This window comes from Arthrobacter sp. lap29 (assembly GCF_032458965.1).
GTDB lineage: Bacteria > Actinomycetota > Actinomycetes > Actinomycetales > Micrococcaceae > Specibacter > Specibacter psychrochitiniphilus.
This window is the reverse complement of sequence record NZ_JAUCEK010000004.1, coordinates 216,138-236,378: the sequence shown is the minus strand read 5'-3', so window position 1 is coordinate 236,378 and position 20,241 is coordinate 216,138. Positions and strand designations below refer to the sequence as shown.

Sequence of the window (20,241 nt, the reverse complement as noted above, 5' to 3'; positions counted from 1 at the left end):
CTATCGTCTGGCCAACGCGGCCGCCAAATAAGGTGCGGTGCGGCTTTCCTCAGCAGTGGCTACGTTCTCGGGTAACCCGGTTGCCATGATGCGGCCACCGGCGGATCCTCCCGAGGGTCCTAAATCAATGACCCAATCGGCGGCGGCCACCACGTCCATCTCGTGCTCCACAACCACAACAGTGTTGTTGGCGTCCACCAACCGGTTGAGCTGATGCATCAACAACTGAACATCAGCAGGGTGCAGCCCTGTGGTGGGTTCATCCAGGAGATACAAGGTGTGGCCGCGCCGCGGGCGCTGCAATTCGGTGGCAAGTTTGATCCGCTGCGCTTCACCACCTGAGAGTTCCGTGGCAGGCTGACCCAGCCGGAGGTAGCCCAGCCCCACTTCACGCAGGGTTGCTAAGCTTCTTGCCGCAGCAGGAATGCCTGCGAGCACCTGCGCTGCCGCATCCACCGTCAGCGCCAGAACATCGGCAATTGATTTTCCCTTGTACAGCACTGCCAAGGTCTCATCATTGAACCGGGAACCGTGGCAGACGGGGCAGGGGCCGTAACTACCCGGAAGGAACAGTAGTTCCACCGCCACGGCGCCTTCACCCAAGCATGTTTCACAGCGCCCACCCGCAACGTTGAAAGAAAACCGGGCCGCGGTAAATCCCTTCGCCCGGGCCTCGGGTGTGGCAGCGAACTCACGCCGGACGGCGTCGAACATTCCTGTGTACGTAGCCAGGTTGGAGCGCGGTGTCCGTCCAATGGGGCGCTGGTCCACGGGAACCACACGGTCTACGCCGCCGAACCCTCTTGTTCCCGCAATGTCCTCCGGGGCGCAGTCATCGCCTTCGCGCTGGCCGCCAGCAGTACTGTTCAGCACCTGCAATAACGTGGACTTCCCAGAACCGGATACCCCAGTAATGGCTGTCAGAACGTTCCTAGGGATCTGCGCATCAACGTTCTCAAGATTGTGGGAGCTGATACCTACCAATTCCAACCAGCCTTGGGGATCTCTGCGCACTGCGGAGGTGCCGGTAGCCCTTTCAGCATCCTGCGCTATGGGCGCAGACGGGGAAGCCCCTTCCAATAGGAAGGGCCGCGTGACTGACTCTTGAACATGGGCAATCCCCGGAACTGGGCCGCTGTAAACAATCCGGCCACCGGCTTCACCTGCCTGGGGACCTACATCAACGAGCCAGTCGGCACGCCGGACCATGTCCATGTTGTGTTCAACAATGAAGACGCTATTTCCGGAACGTTTGAGCTGTTGGAGGACCTCCAGCAGAGGCTCGGCGTCGGCCGGATGCAGCCCCGCTGACGGTTCATCCAGAACGTAGATGACCCCGAAAAGTCCAGAACGGAGCTGGGTGGCAATGCGTAAGCGCTGCATCTCTCCGGGGGAGAGGGTGGGCGTGCTGCGGCCCAGGCTCAGATACCCTAATCCCAGATCCAGCAGCACTGTTATGCGCTGGTGCAGATCATGGGCAATGGCGCCTGCAACGGCCTCACGGCTCCCATCCTCGCCAGCAGGGCCGGTCATGATCTTCTGCAGTACCTCAGCGAGTTCCGTCAGCGGCAGGGCATTCATGGCGGAAATGTCTTTACCCTCCACCGTCACCGCCATGGCCGCAACTTTCAGCCCGCTCCCACCACATTCTGGGCAGGGCCCTGAATGCATGAATCTCAGGGCGTTCTCACGCATAGGTGCACTCTTGGTGTTGGCCAGAGTGTGCAAAACATGGCTGCGGGCGCTCCAGAACCTTCCCTTGTAGGGTTTGGCCACCCGGTCCCTTTGTGGGGTCACCTCAACAACAGGTTGCTCTTCGGTAAAGAGGATCCAATCACGTTCTTTTTTAGGCAGCTTCTTCCACGGAACGTCAACGTTGTAGCCCAGATGGCTGAGAATGTCGCGGAGGTTTTTACCTTGCCAAGCGCTGGGCCACGCCGCAACCGCCCCTTCCCGAATGGTGAGGTGTGGGTCCGGTACCAGTAATTCTTCGGTCACGGTGTGGGCTGTTCCCAAGCCGTGGCACACCGGGCAGGCACCCGCCACCGTGTTAGGTGAGAAGGAATCCGAGTACAAGATCTCAGCGCCCTTAGGGTAATCACCTGCCCGAGAAAACAACATCCGTACTGAGTTTGAAAGAGTTGTTACTGTCCCCACTGAAGAGCGGGTGCTGGGCGTTCCGCGGCGCTGTTGCATGGCCACTGCCGGTGGAAGTCCCGAAATGGACTCCACCCGGGGCGTGTTTCCTTGCTGAATGAGACGGCGCGCGTAGGGAGCCACGGATTCAAAATAGCGGCGTTGGGCTTCAGCGAAAATAGTGCCAAAGGCCAGCGAGGACTTACCGCTCCCTGAGATGCCGGTGAAGGCGACAATGGAGTCGCGGGGGACATCCACGTCCACGTTTTTCAGATTGTTCTCGCGGGCACCGCGGACTTGGACAAATCCTGAGTGCTCAGGGCTGGTGGTGGTCAGAGCTGTACTTAGAGACGATCCCATTTATCGACCCTAACGTGAATTTTGCCTAGGCGCTGTCCTAGTGCCCAATGCCTGTACCTACTCCCTGCATTTCGCGGCCTACCACCGCCCGGCTAGCCTTGAAGCATGACAATCGACGCGAGTGATTCCACCCTGAGTGCTACCCCGGCTAAAAAGCCGGCAGCAGCTTGGCATTCGGAGAGTGGGAACCTCGTTGCAGAAGGGGACAACCTCAGCTTTTTAGGCACACTGCCGGATGAAAGTTTCCGCCTGATCTACATTGACCCGCCCTTTAACACCGGCAAGGTTCAAGCGCGCCAAAACATGACCAACGTCCGCAGCGAAACAGGCTCCCGCGTAGGTTTTCAAGGCCGCAGCTATGAAACCATCAAGGGCTTGACGCTAAGCTACAACGATTCCTTCGGCGACTACTGGGAATTTTTGGAGCCCCGGCTAGAAGAAGCCTGGCGTCTCCTCAAAGATGATGGCACTCTCTACTTGCATCTGGACTACCGCGAGGTCCACTATGCCAAGGTACTGCTAGATGCCCTCTTTGGCCGCGAGTGCTTTCTCAACGAAATCATCTGGGCCTATGACTACGGCGCCCGCTCCAAAAAGCGTTGGCCCGCCAAACACGACAACATCCTTGTCTACGTCAAAAACCCCAAAACCTATTACTTCAACAGCACCGAAGTAGACCGCGAGCCCTACATGGCGCCCGGGCTGGTCACACCCGAAAAGCGGGAACTGGGTAAGCTGCCCACCGATACTTGGTGGCACACCATTGTTTCCCCGATGGGCCGCGAAAAAACTGGGTACCCCACCCAGAAGCCCCTCGGGGTCCTTCGCCGCATTATCCAAGCCAGCACCGAGCCGGGGGACTGGGTACTGGATTTCTTTGGTGGCAGTGGCACCACCGGGGCCGCCGCTTTGGAGCTGGGCCGCCGCTTTGTCATGGTGGATCAAAACCCCGAAGCCATTGAAGTTATGCGCACACGCCTGGACCCGGAGCAGGTCACCTTTATTAAGCACGAGAGCGCCAAGTAACCCTCAGCCGAAGGGGACCAGCCACTCCACCGCAACGTAAATGCAGGCTGCAATGGTAATCACTCCGGTGAAGCACGCCGCAATCCAGAGTGAGCGGCGTGGTGCTTTCACCGCAAGGCCCAGCATCAGCGGAAAAGCCAGCATGGCCAAGGTGGCCAGAAATCCCACAACGCCCAAGGCAATACCGGGGCCCGTGACCGCTGTGTCCAGAGTTCCCGTCATGACGATGATAGAGAGCAGTGCCAGCAACAACGCGGGGTAAACCAGCAACGCCCAGCCGGCAACGGTGATGACAATGGCCAGCCAGAGTCCGCGCTGGGGCCTAGCTGCAGTGGCTGGCTCAGCGCGTGATGTGGCTAGGCGCTGGGACGGGATCTCGCGGTGAGGACGGGGCATGGGCTTATTTTGGCATGCCGTGCTGAGTGTGGACTGTATTCACTTAGAGTCATCCAGTAGCTACGTGAATGAGGCCAAGAATGGCAGGGATGGTGGCTAAGGCGCCAAAAATCAACAAGCCCGTGCTGCGCCGGTAAAGTGCCATCCCGAGTAGTAAAGGGGAAGCTACTGCAGAAGCGCCGACGAAAAAAGACTGCCCATAGAAATTGGAATTATTAGAATCCCCGTTGCCGGAGCTCATCAATGCAGCCATGAGGGAAAAACCAGCAAAGACCAGGTAAGCCGGAGAAAATACTAGCCACCGGATGACCGTGATGGCGACGGCCCCACCCAAGTTACCCCTCGCTTTGAGCGCCGGGATCTCCTTAGCAGAGGTTGGCTCAGGGGCGTGGTTGGAGTTGCTGAGGTAGGCCATCAGCCCAGATTGCTCAGCCAGCGGAACACGAAGTACAAAATGACGCACACGGTGGGAATTCCGGTGATCAGTGCTGCCCGCCACATGGCCCGCTCCTTAAACCGCACCGCCTGGCCCAGCAGGTGAGGAGCGGCAATCATGCAGAACAGTAGGACTGCGCCGCCAAAAATCAGGGCCAAGCGGGCTGGCGATGCCATGCTCTGCGAAGGCTCCAGGACGGCGGCAAGGATGAAGACCGCCATCAAAATGATCGGCACCACCACCACAGCCCAGCCGATGAGCGCCACGAGGGTGCCGGTGAGCTGGGAGCGTTCTTGTTTTACGCGCTCGGTTGGCGTGGGTTCAAGGTGGGAGTTCTCAGTCATGTTCTAGTTCTACCAGTATTGGCGACGGAACTTGCGTTCGCTTCGTGTCCGTGAAGTACCAACAAGGCTTTCCTCTCCGTGAAGCTGAGACTGTGCTGAGACTCCCCGTTCACAATTGACAGGCCAGCGTTAAGTGCCACCCGCAGCCTGCGCCCAACGAGCGCCGTGGTACATCAATTCTATGAAATCTGTGGACGCACCGCCCGGCTGGGTGTATTCTGCATCACCGTCTATAGTGGTCTGGGTGACATTGGACGGATGTCCCGCAAAAAATCTTGAAAGAGGGCCACTGTGCACGATCGTATTCGCCATGCCGGATTGTTGGAAAAGCGTATGTCGGCCGAGGCGGCAGCTGCGCTGATCAAGCCCGGAATGACCGTCGCCATGAGTGGCTTTACCGGTGCGGGCTACCCTAAAGCAGTGCCGCAGGCGCTCGCTGCACAGATGGAAACCGCGCACGCCGCCGGAACTGATTTCAAGATCAAGGTCCTCACCGGCGCCTCCACCGCCCCTGAACTGGACGGTGTCTTGGCCAAAGTGGGCGGCATGGAACTGCGCCTGCCGTACATGTCAGATCCAGCTCTGCGCAAGCGTATTAACGACGGCGACCTCGACTACATGGACATCCATCTCAGCCACGTTGCCCAGCACACCTGGTTCGGTTTCTACGGCGGCATCAACATTGCGATCGTTGAAGTGGTGGGCATTCGCGAGGACGGATCGCTGATTCCCTCCACCTCGGTGGGCAACAACAAGACTTGGCTGGACATGGCCGACGCCGTGATTCTTGAGGTCAACGCGCAGCAATCCGCGCAGCTGGAAGGCATGCACGACATCTACTACGGCACTGCGCTGCCGCCGCATCGTAAGCCCATCGCGCTCGTGGCACCGGAAGACCGAATTGGCCAGGCCTACCTGGACGTTGACATGAACAAGGTCATTGCCGTGGTGGAGACCGACGCGCCGGACCGGCTCTCTGCCTTCGCCGCCCCGGATGAGGCCTCCACCCAGATTGCCTCACACCTGCTGGACTTCCTGGACGGGGAGATCAAGACCGGACGCCTGACGGATAAGCTGCTGCCGCTGCAGTCTGGCGTGGGTAACATTGCCAACGCTGTGCTGGCAGGACTGTCCCGTGGTGGATACCGCGGTTTGAAGGCTTACACCGAAGTGATCCAGGACGGAATGCTTGAGCTGATCAAGGACGGCACCCTGGCGTTCGCCTCGGCCACCTCCTTCTCCCTCTCCGAGGCTGGCATTGAGGAGTTCAACCGCAACGTCGACTTCTACCGTGAGCGCATTGTTTTCCGCACCCAGGAGATTTCCAACCACCCCGAATTGATCCGCCGCCTGGGCTGTATTGCCCTGAACGGCATGATCGAAGCGGACATTTACGGCAACGTAAACTCCACCCACGTTGTTGGCTCACACGTCATGAACGGCATTGGCGGCTCCGGCGATTTCGCCCGCAACGGCTACTTGGGTGCGTTCATGTCCCCTTCCACTGCCAAGGGCGGAAAGATCTCCGGCATTGTTCCCATGGCCAGCCACGTGGACCACACTGAGCATGACACCATGCTTATCATCACCGAACAGGGCCTGGCTGACCTGCGTGGTTTGGCGCCGAAGCAGCGCGCCCGCGTCATCACCGAAAAGTGTGCGCACCCGGACTACAAGCCCATGCTCGAGGACTACTTTGCCCGCGCCTCAAGGGATTCGTACGGCAAGCACACCCCGCACCTGATGGGCGAGGCCCTGTCCTGGCACCAGCGCTACATTGAAACCGGTGATATGCGCCTGTAGTTAAGCCCACGTTGGCTGATTTTTTGTGGTGCCTGTGGCCCGAGTAGCTTGGCTCGCCACACCGCAAAGCCCCGTTCTTTCTGCCTTTTGGTTGCAAGGACGGGGCTTTTTGCGCCCCGGCGAGTGATTAGTGCGTGGGCAGCGGGTGGATGGTGAGCCGACGGCGGTGGACACGATGCCGGCAGGGATGCAGCTGAGTAAGCGGAAAAGCCAAATGAAGGCCTGGCGTGAGGGCCTGCTGGCCCTGGAGCGTCGCCACAAGCTACTGAATTTCCAGCACCCGAGATCACTGATCCAGTGCCGCGGCGTTGGGCGTGCCCGTCAGCCAGTAAATGCATGTGGCCACGGTAGCTGATACGAATGAAACTCAGATCCTGAGCGTGTGTAAACGCCTGCACCAGCGTTGAAGATGTCTTGGGACTTTGCCCTAGATAGGCTCGCGTTTGAGGATGCGGAGGGCAATCACTCCCCAGGGATGCCTTTAACATCGATCAGCCCGGTTCCGGGAGGTCTAAGACCTGCCCGGAACCGGGCATGAGGGATAAACGTACTTCTTTCAAAACTTTCCACACGCTAAGGCTTAACAGCCGTACTGCCGACCGTAATCAACTGTTGCGCCGCATGAGGAGATATGCCCTAGTTGCAGGCTCCTGTGGCTTCCCAAGGTCCCCACTGTGAAGCGCCGGGCTTCTCATTTAGGGTCCACCATTTGGCCTTGTAACTGATGCCGCCATGGGACACCTTGGAACCGCCGAGATAGGTCGCTGTTGCGCTCCAAGGAGCGGCACAGCCTGACCCGGTGGGCGGAGTTGTGGGCGGTGTTGTGGGAGTGACTGTCGGAGTGGTGGTCGGGGTAGGAGTGGGAGTCGGAGCAGTGGTCGGTGTAGGTGTAGGAGTAGGAGTGGGGTTCGTCGTGGACGGGGGTGCTGCTTCAGTGACAGGACCCGGCGCTGCAGCGCGGAACTTATCAGACATTGCGCCTACCAGCTCACCGTTGCGGTCGCCAGAGAGCTCCCACCACATGCCGCCGCCAAGTCCCTTGCTGACAATGTAGTCAGTTTTTTGCTTAGTGGTGGCAATGTTGTCATAACTCCACCACTGGGTGCCGTCATAGCGCCACGCAGATCCGGTTGCGGCGTCGTAGTGGTCCGTGCCAAGCGTCTTTAGCTTGTCGTAGTCCTCATTGGCCTTTTCGTAAGTGCCGGGAGCGCCATCAGTGGCAGGGCCCCAAGGGGAAACGTTCTTTGCACCTGTCCAGCCGCGGCCGTAGGCTGCTAGCCCTAGTCCCAGCTGCTTCGGGTCAATGCCAGCTGCAAGGTACTTTTTCACGGCCTTATCGGCACTGAATTTCTTGCTCGGCTCGCGAGGATCCGCGGGGTCGTCATACAGATTGGCCTGGTGACCGGTGAGCGTGGGGTTCCACGCACCGTGCAAGTCATAGCCCTGGATACTGCCAAAGTCCAAGGACTTGAAGTTGGCAGGGTCATCCCAGCCACCTGCATCGATGTCCGCAGGATTAGCAGGCAGGAAGGCGCTCAGGACGTACTTCTTATTATTCGTTGAGCCGTAAGCGTCAAGCTGCTTACGGAACTCCGCCAGTAGAGCCTTGAAATTTGCACGATCATTGACGGTGTCTACACCGTTGCCTTCTAGACCGGAGTTTGTGCCCGGCCATTCCCAGTCAATGTCAATGCCGTCAAAAATCCCGGCCGCCGCACCAGCGCCGCCGCGACCTTCGAAGTTTGGCAGGTTGCCCTTGATGTATAGGTCAATGCAGCTGGAAACCAGCTTCTGGCGGGACTGCTCAGTGGCTGCGGCCTTGGAGAAGTTCTTGGACCAGGTCCAGCCGCCCAAAGAGATCATGACTTTGAGTTTGGGGTTTTTAGCCTTCAACTGCTTGAGCTGGTTGAATGAACCAGCCAAAGGCTGATCCCAAGTATCAGCCTTGCCTGAGACGGACTTGTCGGCCGCATAACCCATGCCGAAGTCTGCCCAAGCATCGCCGGCTCCATCGGAGCCGTTGGGACCGGTTCCCTGCGCCTTATTGGCCATAAAACAGGTCAATGTCTGGTTGTTGATGTTACCGAAAGAGTAGTTGATGTGAGTGAGGTTTTTGGCTGTACCGGAGACGTCTAGCTGCTTTGCCTGGAATGCGCGTCCATACACTCCCCATTGTGCAAAGTAGCCAACGTTGCGGTAGCCGTTGACCGTTGAAGTGAGGGGGGCATCGGCCGCGGTGTTGGGCGGTGCAGCATTGGCACCGAGGGCACCCACGCCCCCTGCCAATCCGGCAACCATGGTGCCCGCCGCTACAGCAGCCCACAGCTTAGTAAGGCGTCTGGGCCGTTTGATTTTTTCTGACATGAGCAGTCCTTTGAACAGTGAGGTGCGCGTATCGCACCGTCGTCCAGGAACAACGCTATTCGTCGGTGGCGCATGTCACATCAGCATGATCCACATACTTTTCCCGCTGACATTGATCTAAGTAGTAATACTTAGATTGCCGTGATGGCAGGAATTTTTTCTTTTCCTCTACTTTTCCCCCCACTCATGGACATAAAGGCGGCGAGATTCCGAAGAATCCCGCCGTCTTTGTGTTAGATGCTCACGATCTGTGGTGTTACGTTTCCCGTGTCAGCAGGAAAGGCCTCACTTGCCGCACAGGATGGGAGAACCCCAAGCGTTGGCAGCGCCGGAACCGGGGACTTCACCCTGGGTCCACCACTTGGCCTTATAACTGGAGCCTGCGTGAGCTACAACAGCCCCGCCGGTGTAGACCGCTGCAGCGGACCATGTAACAGCACCATTACAGCTCTCAACCGGGCCCGCGCCGTTGCCGCCGCCAGTGCCCGCGGAGGGCTCCACCACGCTCACGCCACGAGGGTAATCGGTCAGGAGAGCATACTGTTCTGAACCAATACTGACCCGGAAGTTGGAAATCATCGAGGTAGGTAGCGTCCATGCCAGCTTGGTACTGACGGTAGCGCCGGGCGCAATGCCCCCGGCGGGTACCTTGATGGTGTAGGTATGGAAGTCACCCTTGAGCCCGCCGACGTTACTGCCGGTGTGATCGCTGGAATCCTTTGTGATAGACCAGCCGCTCTGTTCCTTCATCTCACCCGTATCGCTTGTTGCACTGTCAAAGGTGATAGTTGCACCGGCCGGGATGGTGGTTTTGGAGTTATTCGTGAAGTGCGCTTCTGGGTTGATGGGGTAGTTGTTGTCACCCAAGGCGAAGTTTTTCAGTTCAACACCAAGGTCAATGGCGTTGGTGGGCATCTTCACGTTGGCCTTGGTGGCCCCATAGGGTTTGGACGCGGACAGGGTTGAATGGATTTTATTTACCAGTGTGGAGCCCATCTCGTACTGGCCCTTGCTGGCGTTGTACTCGTAGTCACCGGCGAGCTCCCAAATCATGACCCCGCCCAGGCCCTTATCTGCCACGTAGTCTGCCTTGGCTTGGATCGCCTGATCGGCGTCGCCGCTAAGGAATGTCTTTGTGGTGTCATTCCACCACCACTCATTTTTGGTGACGTTATCAAAATGGCGTGTGTAAGTGCCCTTGAGAGCACCCGTCGGTGAACCATAGGAAGCCGCGTAATCGCCCACAACACCCTTTTGCAGGTTCAGCACATGCCATATTGGGTTAGCCCCGGCGGCCAATTCGCCACCCATCGGATCGCTGTCATGCCACAGGTTGTCGATGCCCCCGGCACCGTCACCACACTTGGAGTTTCCGCCGGCTTTAGGCCCGGTTCCGGGAGCGCACTTGTTCTGGTCGGCCAACACGGAGCTACCGTAGAGGCCATTGGTTCCGCCCTGTACGTTAGTCCAGCCGCGAGTGTAGAAAGGCACTCCTAGGTTGATGCGACCAGCTGGCATTGCGCCGCGGAAGTAGTGGTATGCCCAGTCAGAGTTCAAGTAGCCGATGCCCTTATAGGCGTTGTACACGCCACCAGCGGCGAGCTCTGGATCTTTGCCATCGTCGAAGAGCGCCGCGTTGCCGCCCACGAAGTTATTCCATGCGCCGTGCAAGTCATAGCTCATCATGTTAACGAAGTCCAAGTATTTAACAACCTGATGCGCTTCCATGCCACGCAACAGCCAGCCCGAGGCCGGAGCGGCAACTGTGAGCTGGTAGTAAGTGCCATCAGCAACGCTGGCTTTGTCCAGTTTTTCGCGCAGAGTCTTCATTAGCTTCATGTAGTTCTCAAAGAGCACGGCTCGGCGAGGCTCCGAGATAGCAAAGTCATCCGGGTTACCCGCTTTGGAGTTGCTAGTGGCGTATTCGTAATCGATATCCACACCACTAAAGCCATACTTGCGGATGAATTCCACGGCTGAATCGGAGAAGGTATCGATCTTTGCTTGGGATTCGGTCAACGTATAGAAGCCGCCATCCCCAACACGAGTGCCATCAGCAGCGAAGTAACCACCGGTCTCGGCCCAACCACCAACTGAAACCAGAGTTTTCACTCCAGGGTTTTCCTTCTTGAACTTCTTCAGCTGGTTCAAGTGCCCCTTGTAAGGCAACGTTGGGTCCATCTCTGCGCCAGCAACACCGGGCCACGTCAGGTCAGTGGCCGCATTACCGGGTGTCTCTGCACCTACGGAGACTTTGTTGTTCTTGTCAATGTGGGCAAAGGCGTAGTTGATGTGGCTGAGTTTCTTCCACGGGATGTCACTGGCGAGGTAGCGTGGGGCGCCGTTCTCACCGGTGCGCCAGCTGGTGAAATAGCCGATCACGCGTTGTTCTAGTCCATTGGGAAGGAGTTCCCTGCCAGCTTCGTCATAGACGGAGCAATACGGCACATTGACGCCGGGGGTTTGGTACAGGCCGTCGGGCCGGCACTTCTCATCCGGGTTTGATGTCCAAGGGGTTCCGGCCGCAGGAGTTGTGGGTGGCGGCGTGGTTGGGGTTGCTGTCGGAACAGCAGTGGGAGTTGTGGTCGGAACCGCGGTTGGCGTCGGCGTAGGCGTAGGCGTAGGCGTCGGATCGGTTACGGTGCCGCATGTGCCCTGACTAGTCCACGGGCCCCAAGGATCAGAGCCCGGGACGTTGTTCTGGGTCCACCACTTGGCAGAGTAGTTCACGCTCTGGTGGGAGACCACTGCGTTTGAACTGTACGAGCTGGCCGGGGCCCACGGAGTGGCGCACGCCTTAGTTGTGGTGGTCCCAGAGGGGGAGGCATAAGCCACCTGGGTCGTTATGCCTATTGAGGCAACGAGGGCGAACCCCGTCACGATGGCGGCACTGCGGTGCCGCCATCTTGGCAATGTTGGTGTCTGCATGAATTTCCTGTTCTGCTGTGCGAATGAGACCGCTGCAGCGCAGGAAGTAAGCTCCTACGCTTGCTGGCCCAAGGCTATCCATGGCCATGGCCACCGCACATCAGCACAAACACGCATAGGTGTCACTACGTACAAGCAGGTATCCATTCGCTGCCCATACGGTGCGCCAACACGCTTAGTTCCACACGGGAACGGACGCTGAGCTTGGCAAAGATGCGGCCCACGTGAACTTCCACCGTGCGTACAGAAACATGCAACTGTGCCGCAACTTGCCTGTTTGACGCACCATCAACAACCAACATGGCTACTTCCATTTCCCTCTCGGTCAGCTGTTCACCCCACGCTTGGCGGAAGCGTTGCAGAGGTCCGTCCCCGCGCACGTTCACGGACTTAGCTGATGCCAAAGATCCTCCTTGAGGGCCGCTGGAGTGTGCCAAAGCTTCCTTCGAGCCCGCGGCTACCCGCGGTGCAGCTGCGGCGCTGATGGTCACCGTCTCCGTGGGTATATCCGGTTCCAACGTAGGGGCATCGAGGTGGCTTGGCGGCTCCGGCATATTGCTGAGAGTGTTTTCTACGCAGCGCAGCCACGCCAGGGCACCGATTTCCCGGAAGAGATCGGCAGCCACCACGAGGTGTTCCCGGGCAACGCCGGGCGTACCGTGTTCTAGACATGTCCGGCCAATGACGAATTCCGTGCGGGCCCGTTCATATTGGGACCGCAGCGTCACGCTGACTCTCTCTGCGTATTCATAGTCCTTGGCAAAACGGGAGGCGCTGGTGGCGCAAAGAGCCATGCGGGCGGAGCTGGCCCGGCGGTGGCCAGATGGCATCTGTGGTCCGTTGATGCCATCATCGTGCACCCTGGCCCCAGCACTACCCGCTTCACTCTGGTGCGGTGTCATCTCATCAAAGCCAGGGACATGCAGTGGCGACGCGGCACCACGCAACGAGCGTTCAGCAGCCAGTCTGCCCAAAGTGGAGGCTTCTTCGATCCGGCCATCCAGATATGCACTCAACGTCCGGTCCATGAGATCACCGGTGCGAATGAAGGCAGAGCTACCGGCCGGATAGCTAGCTTCCATGGCATGGGCCACGGTGCCCACTTGCCCGGTGGTGAGCACGTCAAGTCGCCGGGCTACGATAACACCGAGGCCGAAAAATGGCAGGCCCACGGGCACGGACGCGGCCGCTCGCCCTAGTTCGGCTGCTGCTCGTGAGACATCTCCGAGCCATAGCTGAAGTAACGCTGCCACGACTGCCCCGTAAGCAAGTCCCAGCGGTGTTGGTGCCCATTGCAGCCCACCGCCTCGGTTACTTACCGTCATAGACCGACCGGCTTCTGGACCCTCTTTTAGTAAGCGCAGACCCGCGTAGGGATCGTCATCAAGTCCTAGCGTCAACGCCTCCATAACCACGCGCGCACCGGAATTATCAGGCAGGCCGTCAAGGCACCCGCGGCACCGGCAGGCGTATTCCGGCTCAATGGTGGGTCCGCCAAAGTTCGCGCACCAGAGCCGTGCTGCGCAGAGTGGCAGCCCGTCAATCTTGTGAACTTCCACAAGCCGCTCAGCCATGGTTAATAGCCCCTCGGCCTCCTCGAGCATGCCCCGTGCCGCGCACAGCCCGGCTGCCAACCCAGTGGCCTTGGCAACCTGGCGGGCAACGGTAGCGAACCCCGCCGCATCCAGGGCCTGGGCTCGGCTGAGGAAGGCTTCACTGTAGCGAGCTAGGGCCACGGTGGGCGCCTCCCCTGCCAAGAGCGACTCGGCGTGAATGAATGCCGGCAGTGCCCGGGCAGCCACCAACACATCCGGAGATGACAAGGCTCCACCAAGCCAAGTGGCGGCGTCGCCCACTTGCCCAAGGTTGAGCGCGGCCTCACCAGCGCATAGCTGTGCTTGAAATAATTCAGCACCCACGGCATGACTGGCAGCTTCGCGGGCAATGGCATGCGCCCAGACTGCATTGTTAGCCGCGTTCGCTTTGCGAGAGAGGCGCAGCAGCGATGGGACAAGTAAGTTATCACCCTCAAGGGTCGCCAGTGACTCGTGCCAGATCGCTTTGTCCATATCCCCCATGGCGGTGTAAGCGCGCTGCATCTCGATGTGGGCGTTTGTCCGTTCGGCTAGGGTTGCCGAACCATGGACCCATATACGCATGCGGGGGTCAACAAAGGAAAAATGTCCTGCCACGAAGAGCAGATGGGTGCCCCGCCGGCTGGCTATGAGTTCGCTCATGGTGACGTGCTGCTGTTCCAGAAGCACGTCGGTGCGGTCCTCGACACAGATTGCCGCAGCCAGCAGGCCTGCTCGGTCTTCGGCGTCGAGCTCGTCACCGGCGGCACCTATCCGCGCCCTTAGCCCTGGCATCAAAGGCAGCGGGTCTGGGAGTGCAGAGTGGCCGGAAAGCTGGGAGGGGGTGAGGGCTCTAGCCACCTCAAGTACAGCTTCAATGTCTGAGGCTAGGTCTGTGACCAAAGCTGCAGCCACATGGGGTGCCAAGGAGATTCCTGCTTGTGAGAGAAACTCCAGCAATTCCGGAACTTCGCCCACGGCAGTGTGGGCCAAAGGGAGAATTTGCACCATTGAAGCCTTCCATTTGAAGCGTCATCTGTGACGCGCTGGTAGTAGGCTAGCAGTCTGAACAAGCTGACTCGCTTCAGGGGAGCTGCAACTAGCCTTAAGGTCAATGGCCGTGGTTTTTGGCCGCTAAGCCGCGTGACCAACTTCCCCGACCCGCTGTGGTGAAAATGAAGCCAGATAGAGCCTGAACTTGCGCAGAAGACTTGCGTAGAAGTGAGTAGGAAGAGCCAAACCTTGACTCGCGGATAGTTGCAAGGTCGCGGCCTCCTACTAGACCCAAGTTCGCGCTTATTTTGAGTCCTGTGGGGGTATAAACGGGGTTTGGTCCGGAATCCTATTGATTCCGATGGGTGAAGGATGATATTCGGGTGGCGAGATATAGGGATGGGCGGATGGTCTTGAGGAAATCGGGACCGGCTGCGCAAATCGGTGCTCGCCGGACTGGGCTGGAGCATGTTCCGTGTGTGGTGGTTGAGCTGGTACCGGGATCCGGCAGGTCAGCTGTCACATTTGCAGGACGCCATCGCAGCCACCGCAACGGCGTCTGGGGCGCGGGCGAGGACAGGACCTGGCGACTCGCCGAGCTCTGACCGAACTCGACATCACCGGCGCCCATGGGCACAATGAAAGTTCAGCCAACTGGAGGGGGGAGCCGTGGCGTATCCCATGTCCCGAGCCGTGCTAGGGGCAAAAACCGTTCCCGTGCCCACGTCCCCCGTGGTGTGGGCTGGCTACGTGGTGAAGACGTGGCGCGCCTGCGCCCTGGTGGTGTTCCTGTGGGCGCTGGCAGTGTCCATGTTGGGCTTCTTCTCGCCTGTCAAGATGAGCCGCGTCTTTGAAGACGTTAGTCACTTCCTGCCGGCCCTCCTCTTTGTCATTGGTGTGGTGGGAGCTGTCCGGATCGGGCATGAGATCGGCAAAGACGTCATGCACGTGCTGGGCTATGGGGACATCAAAGTAGTTTCAGCGCACGCTGGGCGCGCCGTGGTCCCGGAGCGGGGCCGGCGAATCGCCCAAGCATCGGTGCTGGTAGGACTGTTTCTGGGGACCGTGGCGGCGGCGATCATTCGTGCAGTCTCGGGTGATTGGTTGGAGATGTTGCTGCTGATTGGGCTGTCTCTGCCCTTGCTGGTTTGGAGTGTCAAGGTCCTACGGCTGGCGCGGATTATGTGGCTCAAGGCCAGAGAAGAACACCGAATTCATTGGGATATCATTGCCAGCGGCCAACACACCGTAGGCACGGTAGTGGCTGTGACGAACGAGAAATTTCTTCTGGACAACCGAGCCATGTTCCACGTGGATGTGGAATACCTGATTCAAGGCAGGATGGAGACTTCAAGGATTCGTTTCTTTGACTACACGGTGTGGGCGCCGGCCATAGGCAATGAGTTTGACGTGTGGGTTGACCCCGAACGTCCCTTTGTTCAGGAACGGATCCTGCTTGAACGCCGCTATGTGGGGCAGAAATTTGCACACTTCACCGATCTTCCGGTGCCGGGTGTGCACGCCTCCGAAGAGGATTTGGTGGCCCGGCCCGGCACGGAACCGGACGGTACAGTTGCCGGAGCGCGCGCCGGCATTGCGCAGGCGGGCGCAGCCGTGAACCTTGCCACTGTGAGTGGGGTAGCTGAGTCTGGGAGTTCGGCCCCGGCTTTGAAGAGGCTGCCGCAGTGGATGGCTGATGAGACGGCGGCCAGCGACGCAGCCACGCCGAGGGCCGCCCGCCGGACCCGCATACTTATTGGCATCCCACCGAATTTGATCGCAGTATTGGCACTGATAGGGACGCTGTTGGTCCCGCCTATGGTTCAGGATGTGCCGTGGTGGACGCTGGCTGCACTGTGGCTTTATACGGTACTGACCATAATTAATGCGGCTATCTACTGGCAGTTCATGCTGCGCAGCCGTTGGTTCATCCGCTCGGGTGTCTCCTTCGGAGCCACTGAAGCCGCCGTTTTTGCCGGCTTCTTCGCGGCTGGATTTGCCATGCTCAGCACTCACTCCATGGTGATGGCGCCACTGAACCGGGAGATCCCGTGGACGGCGGCTCATGTGCTGACGTGGGCTGCCGTGATTGGGGCGTTGCTGGTGTTCGAATGGGCCTTCACGTCCAACGCGTGGGCGCTGCGTCATCTCAATGCGGAGTTCCCGGCGCCGCCGGAGGTCATCCAGGAAGCTCTGACGGGCCACAACCCGAACGGGGTGGACACCTTGGAAGCCGACTACGGTTACCGTGCCGGCGTGTTCCTCTGCACCTGACCCGCCCTCCTACCGACGCTAGCTCACCTTTGGGGGCTTTTCGACGAACGCTAGCTCACCTTGTGCAGGCGGGGGATACCCTTTGATATCTTGGGGGCAACTCAAGGAAGAGGTGCGTGATGGCGAACATAGTTTTGGTGCATGGGTTGTGGTCGGACGGATCCAGCTGGGCAAAGGTCATTACGGAGTTGCGCGCCATGGGCCACACCCCTGTCGCCGCCCAGCTTTCCCTTGAGACCTTCGACGACGACGTTGCCTCCGTCCGCCGGACCCTTGCCACTGTAGAGGGGCCGGCGCTGCTGGTGGGCTGGTCCTACGGTGGGGCAGTCATAGGCGAAGCCGCCCGCGGGGTTGAAGCCGTGAAGGCGCTCGCGTACATCGCTGCGTTCGCACCGGCGGAGGGGGAGTCCGTGAGTGGGCTTTCGCGCAAGTATCCTGGCAGTCTCATCTCGGCGCATGTGGTGGTTGCGGGGGAGTACACCTATATAGACAGGGATTATTTTGGGGACGTGCTGGCAGCCGATGCGCTCCCGGAAGACGTAGCCGTCGCCGCGGCCACCCAGCGGATGGTGAGGATAGGCCTGGACCGGGTAAAAGTTGGCTCGCCAGCGTGGTTGGATCTGCCGTCGCACTACTGGGTTTCCGCAGAGGATCTTTGTGTTCCGCCGGTGCTGCAACGAGAAATGGCGGAACGTATGGGGGCCGCCATCACCGAGGTTGCCTCCAGCCATGCCCCACTGCTCTCGCGGCCGCGTGAAGTGGCGGAGTTTTTGGACGCGGCCTGTGCATCGGTCAGTCACTGAGGCCAACCCCTGAGCCCGGAACCACGCCACGGTGGACCTTGACGGGAGGGCGTAGCCTGAAGCCATGACCGCCAATGACGCCGGCATCACGTCCGGACCTTATATAACTCACCGTGTTACCAACCAGCCGCCGCCGCGTGTGGACCTCAACGAGTACACCGCGAACATTCCGCTCCGGGAGTATCTTCGCACGGTCGGTCAAGCGGTGGGTGAAGCGGAAGGCGAGGCAACGCTGGAAGCTAGTGGCGCCGTCGTAGGTTCAGCGCAGTTCCAGGACGACGCCCGGCTGGCCCACAAAAACCCGCCCATCCTGCACACCCACAGTAAGTATGGGCAGCGGATCGACGAGGTGGAGTACCACCCCTCCTACCACCGGATCATCTGTGCCGCGGTGGCTGCCGGCGCCCACACCTCCGCATGGCAAAAGCCCGGGGTGGGCGCCAATGCTCACAGAGCTGCGCAGTTCATGCTGTTCGCGCAGGTGGAACCGGGCCACGCCTGCCCCATTTCCATGAGTCATGCCGCCGTCGATACCCTCCAGCTGGCACCCGAACTGGCGCAAGAATGGTTGCCCCGGCTCTACTCGCGCAACTATTCACCGGCGCTGCAGCACGGTAAGCCAGGTGCGCTCTTCGGCATGACCATGACGGAGAAGCAAGGCGGCTCGGACGTTCGCGCTAACACCACCCGCGCCGTGCAGGAGGGCGAACACCATCTGCTCACCGGCCACAAATGGTTCTGCTCCGCCCCCATGTCTGACGCCTTCTTGGTTCTTGCACAGGAGGATGCCGGCCTAGGCTGCTTCCTTGTTGCGCGCGTGCTCCCGGATGGTGAACGCAACACCTTCATGATGCAGAGGCTCAAGGACAAGCTGGGAAACCGATCCAATGCCTCCAGCGAGGTGGAGTTTTCAAACACCCACGGCTGGCGGATCAGTGAGCCCGGCCGCGGCGTACGCGCCATCATGGGCATGGTGGGACGCACCCGGCTTGACTGCATTCTGGGCACCGCCGCCGGGATGCGCCAATCCGTGGCCGAGGCTCTCTGGCATGGACGGCACCGGCAGGCCTTTGGAGCCAAGCTCATCGACCAGCCCGCCATGAGTAATGTTCTAGCGGACCTAGCGCTGGAGTCCGAGGCTGCCACCGTTGTCAGCATGCGTTTGGCCCGCGCCTATGATTACGACGCCGGACCAACCGAGAGCGCCTTCCGCCGCCTTGCTACTGCGGTCACCAAATATTGGGTGTGCAAGCGCGGACCCAATCACGCCTATGAAGCCATGGAATGTTTGGGCGGCAACGGATACATTGAGGACTTCCCCCTCGCCATGCGCTACCGGGAGCAGCCGGTCATGGCCATTTGGGAGGGCACCGGCAACGTCATTGCCCTTGATGTTTTGCGGGCCATGGGGACGGAGCCGGATTCCGTTGATGCGTTCTTGGCCGAGTTATGGCTGGCATCGGGGGCGCACCCGGTGTTCGATGATTTTATGGCCCGGCTCAAGGAAGAACTTGCGCCTCTCCGCCTGGCCCCCTTGAACTTCGCCGGGCAAGCCCGCAACATCGTTGAGAAGATGGCGCTCGCGCTCCAGGCGTCCTTGCTTATCCGTTTCGCCCCGGCCAGCGTATCTGAGGCGTTTGTGTTCTCCCGGCTGGGGCTTGAGCGCTCCTTCAACTACGGCAACCTCCCGGCGTCGGCTGATCTAGCCGGAATTCTGGAGCGGGCCTAGCCGAACTCCGGACCCTTGCGAGCCCGGAGTTCCACCTGCTGGATTGACTTAGCGAAAGAGTCCGCTGTAAGCGTTCAGTGCGAGCTGGCCACCGAGGTGGGCGTAGAGAACATTGCTGGTCTCGGGAATGTCCTTGCTCTTGACCAGATCAATGAGCCCGGCCATGGACTTGCCCTCATACACGGGGTCAATAATCATGGCCTCGAGAGAGCCGGAGAGGCGGATGGCTTCCATGGTTGATTCAACCGGGATGCCGTAATAATCCCCAGCCCAGCCCTCAAGGACTGTGATTTCGTCATCGCGCAGTTCCCGGCCCAAACCGATCAACTCTGCCGTATGCCGGGCGATCCGGGCCACCTGTGCACGGGTCTTTTCGATCGTGGCAGAGGCGTCGATGCCGATGACCCGGCGGGGCTTGTCCTGGCCGGCGAACCCGGCGATCATCCCGGCATGGGTGGAACCGGTGACGGTGCAGACAATAATGGTGTCGAAGAAGACGCCAAGGTCCTTTTCCTGCTGCTCCACTTCATAGGCCCAGTTGGCGAAGCCCAGCCCGCCTAAGTGGTGCTCGGAGGCACCTGCCGGGATGGCGTACGGCTTACCGCCTGCTTCTTCAACCTCAGCAATGGCTTGTTCCCAACTGGAACGGATGCCGATGTCGAAGCCGGCATTGTCCAAAGTAACCTCGGCACCCATGATGCGGGAGAGCAGGATGTTACCGACCCGGTCGCTGAGGGGATCGGCCCAGTCAACCCAATTCTCCTGAACGAGGCGGGCTTTCATGCCTAGCTTTGCAGCGACGGCTGCAACTTGGCGGGTGTGGTTGGATTGGTACCCGCCAATGGAGACAAGCGTGTCCGCTCCCTGGGCAATGGCGTCCGGGACAATGTACTCCAGCTTGCGGGTCTTGTTGCCTCCGAAGGCCAGGCCACTGTTCACATCCTCTCGCTTGGCCCAGATCTTCGCGCCACCCAAGTGCTCACTCAAGCGTGGCAGCTCATGGATGGGGCTGGGGCCGAAGGTCAAGGGGTAGCGCTCAAAGTCTGTGATTGCCATGGTGGATGAACTTTCTATG

The 20,241-nt window shown here is 59.7% G+C and carries 13 protein-coding genes; 5 read left to right on the top strand and 8 right to left on the bottom strand.

Annotation, left to right across the window (positions count from 1 at the left end):
- Positions 1 to 2,496 carry an excinuclease ABC subunit UvrA gene (locus RY113_RS08730; protein ID WP_315914251.1) on the bottom strand — a complete coding sequence of 832 codons (2,496 nt, stop codon included), beginning with the start codon at positions 2,494 to 2,496 and terminating at the stop codon, positions 1 to 3.
- A 105-nt stretch (positions 2,497 to 2,601) separates the two neighbouring features.
- On the opposite strand from RY113_RS08730, the gene RY113_RS08725 reads away from it, so the two are divergent.
- On the top strand, positions 2,602 to 3,522 hold the full coding sequence (locus RY113_RS08725) for a site-specific DNA-methyltransferase (RefSeq protein ID WP_315914250.1): 921 nt from the start codon (positions 2,602 to 2,604) through the stop codon (positions 3,520 to 3,522).
- A 3-nt stretch (positions 3,523 to 3,525) separates the two neighbouring features.
- Here the strand turns inward: RY113_RS08725 and RY113_RS08720 are convergent, their stop codons facing one another.
- The 3 genes from RY113_RS08720 to RY113_RS08710 are packed head-to-tail and all read right to left on the bottom strand — an operon-like array spanning position 3,526 to position 4,698.
- Positions 3,526 to 3,918: a hypothetical protein gene (locus RY113_RS08720; RefSeq protein WP_315914249.1), complete on the bottom strand. Its 393-nt coding sequence runs from the start codon at positions 3,916 to 3,918 to the stop codon at positions 3,526 to 3,528.
- 49 nt (positions 3,919 to 3,967) lie between these two features.
- The gene (locus RY113_RS08715; RefSeq protein ID WP_315914248.1) at positions 3,968 to 4,333 is read right to left on the bottom strand and encodes a hypothetical protein; all 366 of its coding nucleotides are present in this window, start codon (positions 4,331 to 4,333) and stop codon (positions 3,968 to 3,970) included.
- On the bottom strand, positions 4,333 to 4,698 hold the full coding sequence (locus RY113_RS08710; protein ID WP_315914247.1) for a hypothetical protein: 366 nt from the start codon (positions 4,696 to 4,698) through the stop codon (positions 4,333 to 4,335). Before RY113_RS08710 ends, RY113_RS08715 begins: the two co-directional genes overlap by 1 nt.
- A gap of 291 nt (positions 4,699 to 4,989) precedes the next feature.
- Between RY113_RS08710 and RY113_RS08705 the strand changes: the two genes are divergently transcribed.
- Positions 4,990 to 6,501 (top strand): acetyl-CoA hydrolase/transferase family protein, encoded by a 1,512-nt coding sequence (locus RY113_RS08705; RefSeq protein ID WP_211315077.1) that lies wholly within the window; start codon positions 4,990 to 4,992, stop codon positions 6,499 to 6,501.
- Positions 6,502 to 7,137: 636 nt separating this feature from the next.
- Here the strand turns inward: RY113_RS08705 and RY113_RS08700 are convergent.
- The 3 genes from RY113_RS08700 to RY113_RS08690 form a co-directional block, all read right to left on the bottom strand.
- Entirely contained in the window at positions 7,138 to 8,865 is a 1,728-nt protein-coding gene (locus RY113_RS08700) for a glycosyl hydrolase family 18 protein (protein ID WP_315914246.1), read from the bottom strand.
- Between the two features lie 285 nt (positions 8,866 to 9,150).
- Positions 9,151 to 11,793: a glycosyl hydrolase family 18 protein gene (locus RY113_RS08695; protein WP_315914245.1), complete on the bottom strand. Its 2,643-nt coding sequence runs from the start codon at positions 11,791 to 11,793 to the stop codon at positions 9,151 to 9,153.
- 125 nt (positions 11,794 to 11,918) lie between these two features.
- Positions 11,919 to 14,378: a helix-turn-helix transcriptional regulator gene (locus RY113_RS08690; protein ID WP_315914244.1), complete on the bottom strand. Its 2,460-nt coding sequence runs from the start codon at positions 14,376 to 14,378 to the stop codon at positions 11,919 to 11,921.
- Between the two features lie 651 nt (positions 14,379 to 15,029).
- On the opposite strand from RY113_RS08690, the gene RY113_RS08685 reads away from it, so the two are divergent.
- From RY113_RS08685 to RY113_RS08675, 3 genes are all read left to right on the top strand, one after another.
- The gene (locus RY113_RS08685; protein WP_315914243.1) at positions 15,030 to 16,634 is read left to right on the top strand and encodes a hypothetical protein; all 1,605 of its coding nucleotides are present in this window, start codon (positions 15,030 to 15,032) and stop codon (positions 16,632 to 16,634) included.
- 119 nt (positions 16,635 to 16,753) lie between these two features.
- A complete protein-coding gene (locus RY113_RS08680; RefSeq protein ID WP_315914377.1) occupies positions 16,754 to 17,437 on the top strand; it encodes an alpha/beta hydrolase in 684 nt (227 codons plus the stop codon).
- 64 nt (positions 17,438 to 17,501) lie between these two features.
- Complete coding sequence (locus RY113_RS08675) at positions 17,502 to 19,166, top strand: acyl-CoA dehydrogenase family protein (protein ID WP_315914242.1); 1,665 nt, start codon at positions 17,502 to 17,504, stop codon at positions 19,164 to 19,166.
- Positions 19,167 to 19,214: 48 nt separating this feature from the next.
- On the opposite strand, the gene RY113_RS08670 is transcribed toward RY113_RS08675, so the two are convergent.
- Positions 19,215 to 20,222 carry a 1-aminocyclopropane-1-carboxylate deaminase gene (locus tag RY113_RS08670; protein ID WP_315914241.1) on the bottom strand — a complete coding sequence of 336 codons (1,008 nt, stop codon included), beginning with the start codon at positions 20,220 to 20,222 and terminating at the stop codon, positions 19,215 to 19,217.
- Positions 20,223 to 20,241 lie beyond the last annotated feature (19 nt).

Coding starts and splice junctions, on each gene's coding strand:
- RY113_RS08710 (WP_315914247.1), bottom strand. CDS start 4,698: ATGACTGAGAACTCCCACCTTGAACCCACGCCAACCGAGCGCGTAAAA.
- RY113_RS08695 (WP_315914245.1), bottom strand. CDS start 11,793: ATGCAGACACCAACATTGCCAAGATGGCGGCACCGCAGTGCCGCCATC.
- RY113_RS08675 (WP_315914242.1), top strand. CDS start 17,502: ATGACCGCCAATGACGCCGGCATCACGTCCGGACCTTATATAACTCAC.
- RY113_RS08670 (WP_315914241.1), bottom strand. CDS start 20,222: ATGGCAATCACAGACTTTGAGCGCTACCCCTTGACCTTCGGCCCCAGC.
- RY113_RS08680 (WP_315914377.1), top strand. CDS start 16,754: ATGGCGAACATAGTTTTGGTGCATGGGTTGTGGTCGGACGGATCCAGC.
- RY113_RS08725 (WP_315914250.1), top strand. CDS start 2,602: ATGACAATCGACGCGAGTGATTCCACCCTGAGTGCTACCCCGGCTAAA.
- RY113_RS08730 (WP_315914251.1), bottom strand. CDS start 2,496: ATGGGATCGTCTCTAAGTACAGCTCTGACCACCACCAGCCCTGAGCAC.
- RY113_RS08715 (WP_315914248.1), bottom strand. CDS start 4,333: ATGGCCTACCTCAGCAACTCCAACCACGCCCCTGAGCCAACCTCTGCT.
- RY113_RS08700 (WP_315914246.1), bottom strand. CDS start 8,865: ATGTCAGAAAAAATCAAACGGCCCAGACGCCTTACTAAGCTGTGGGCT.
- RY113_RS08690 (WP_315914244.1), bottom strand. CDS start 14,378: ATGGTGCAAATTCTCCCTTTGGCCCACACTGCCGTGGGCGAAGTTCCG.
- RY113_RS08720 (WP_315914249.1), bottom strand. CDS start 3,918: ATGCCCCGTCCTCACCGCGAGATCCCGTCCCAGCGCCTAGCCACATCA.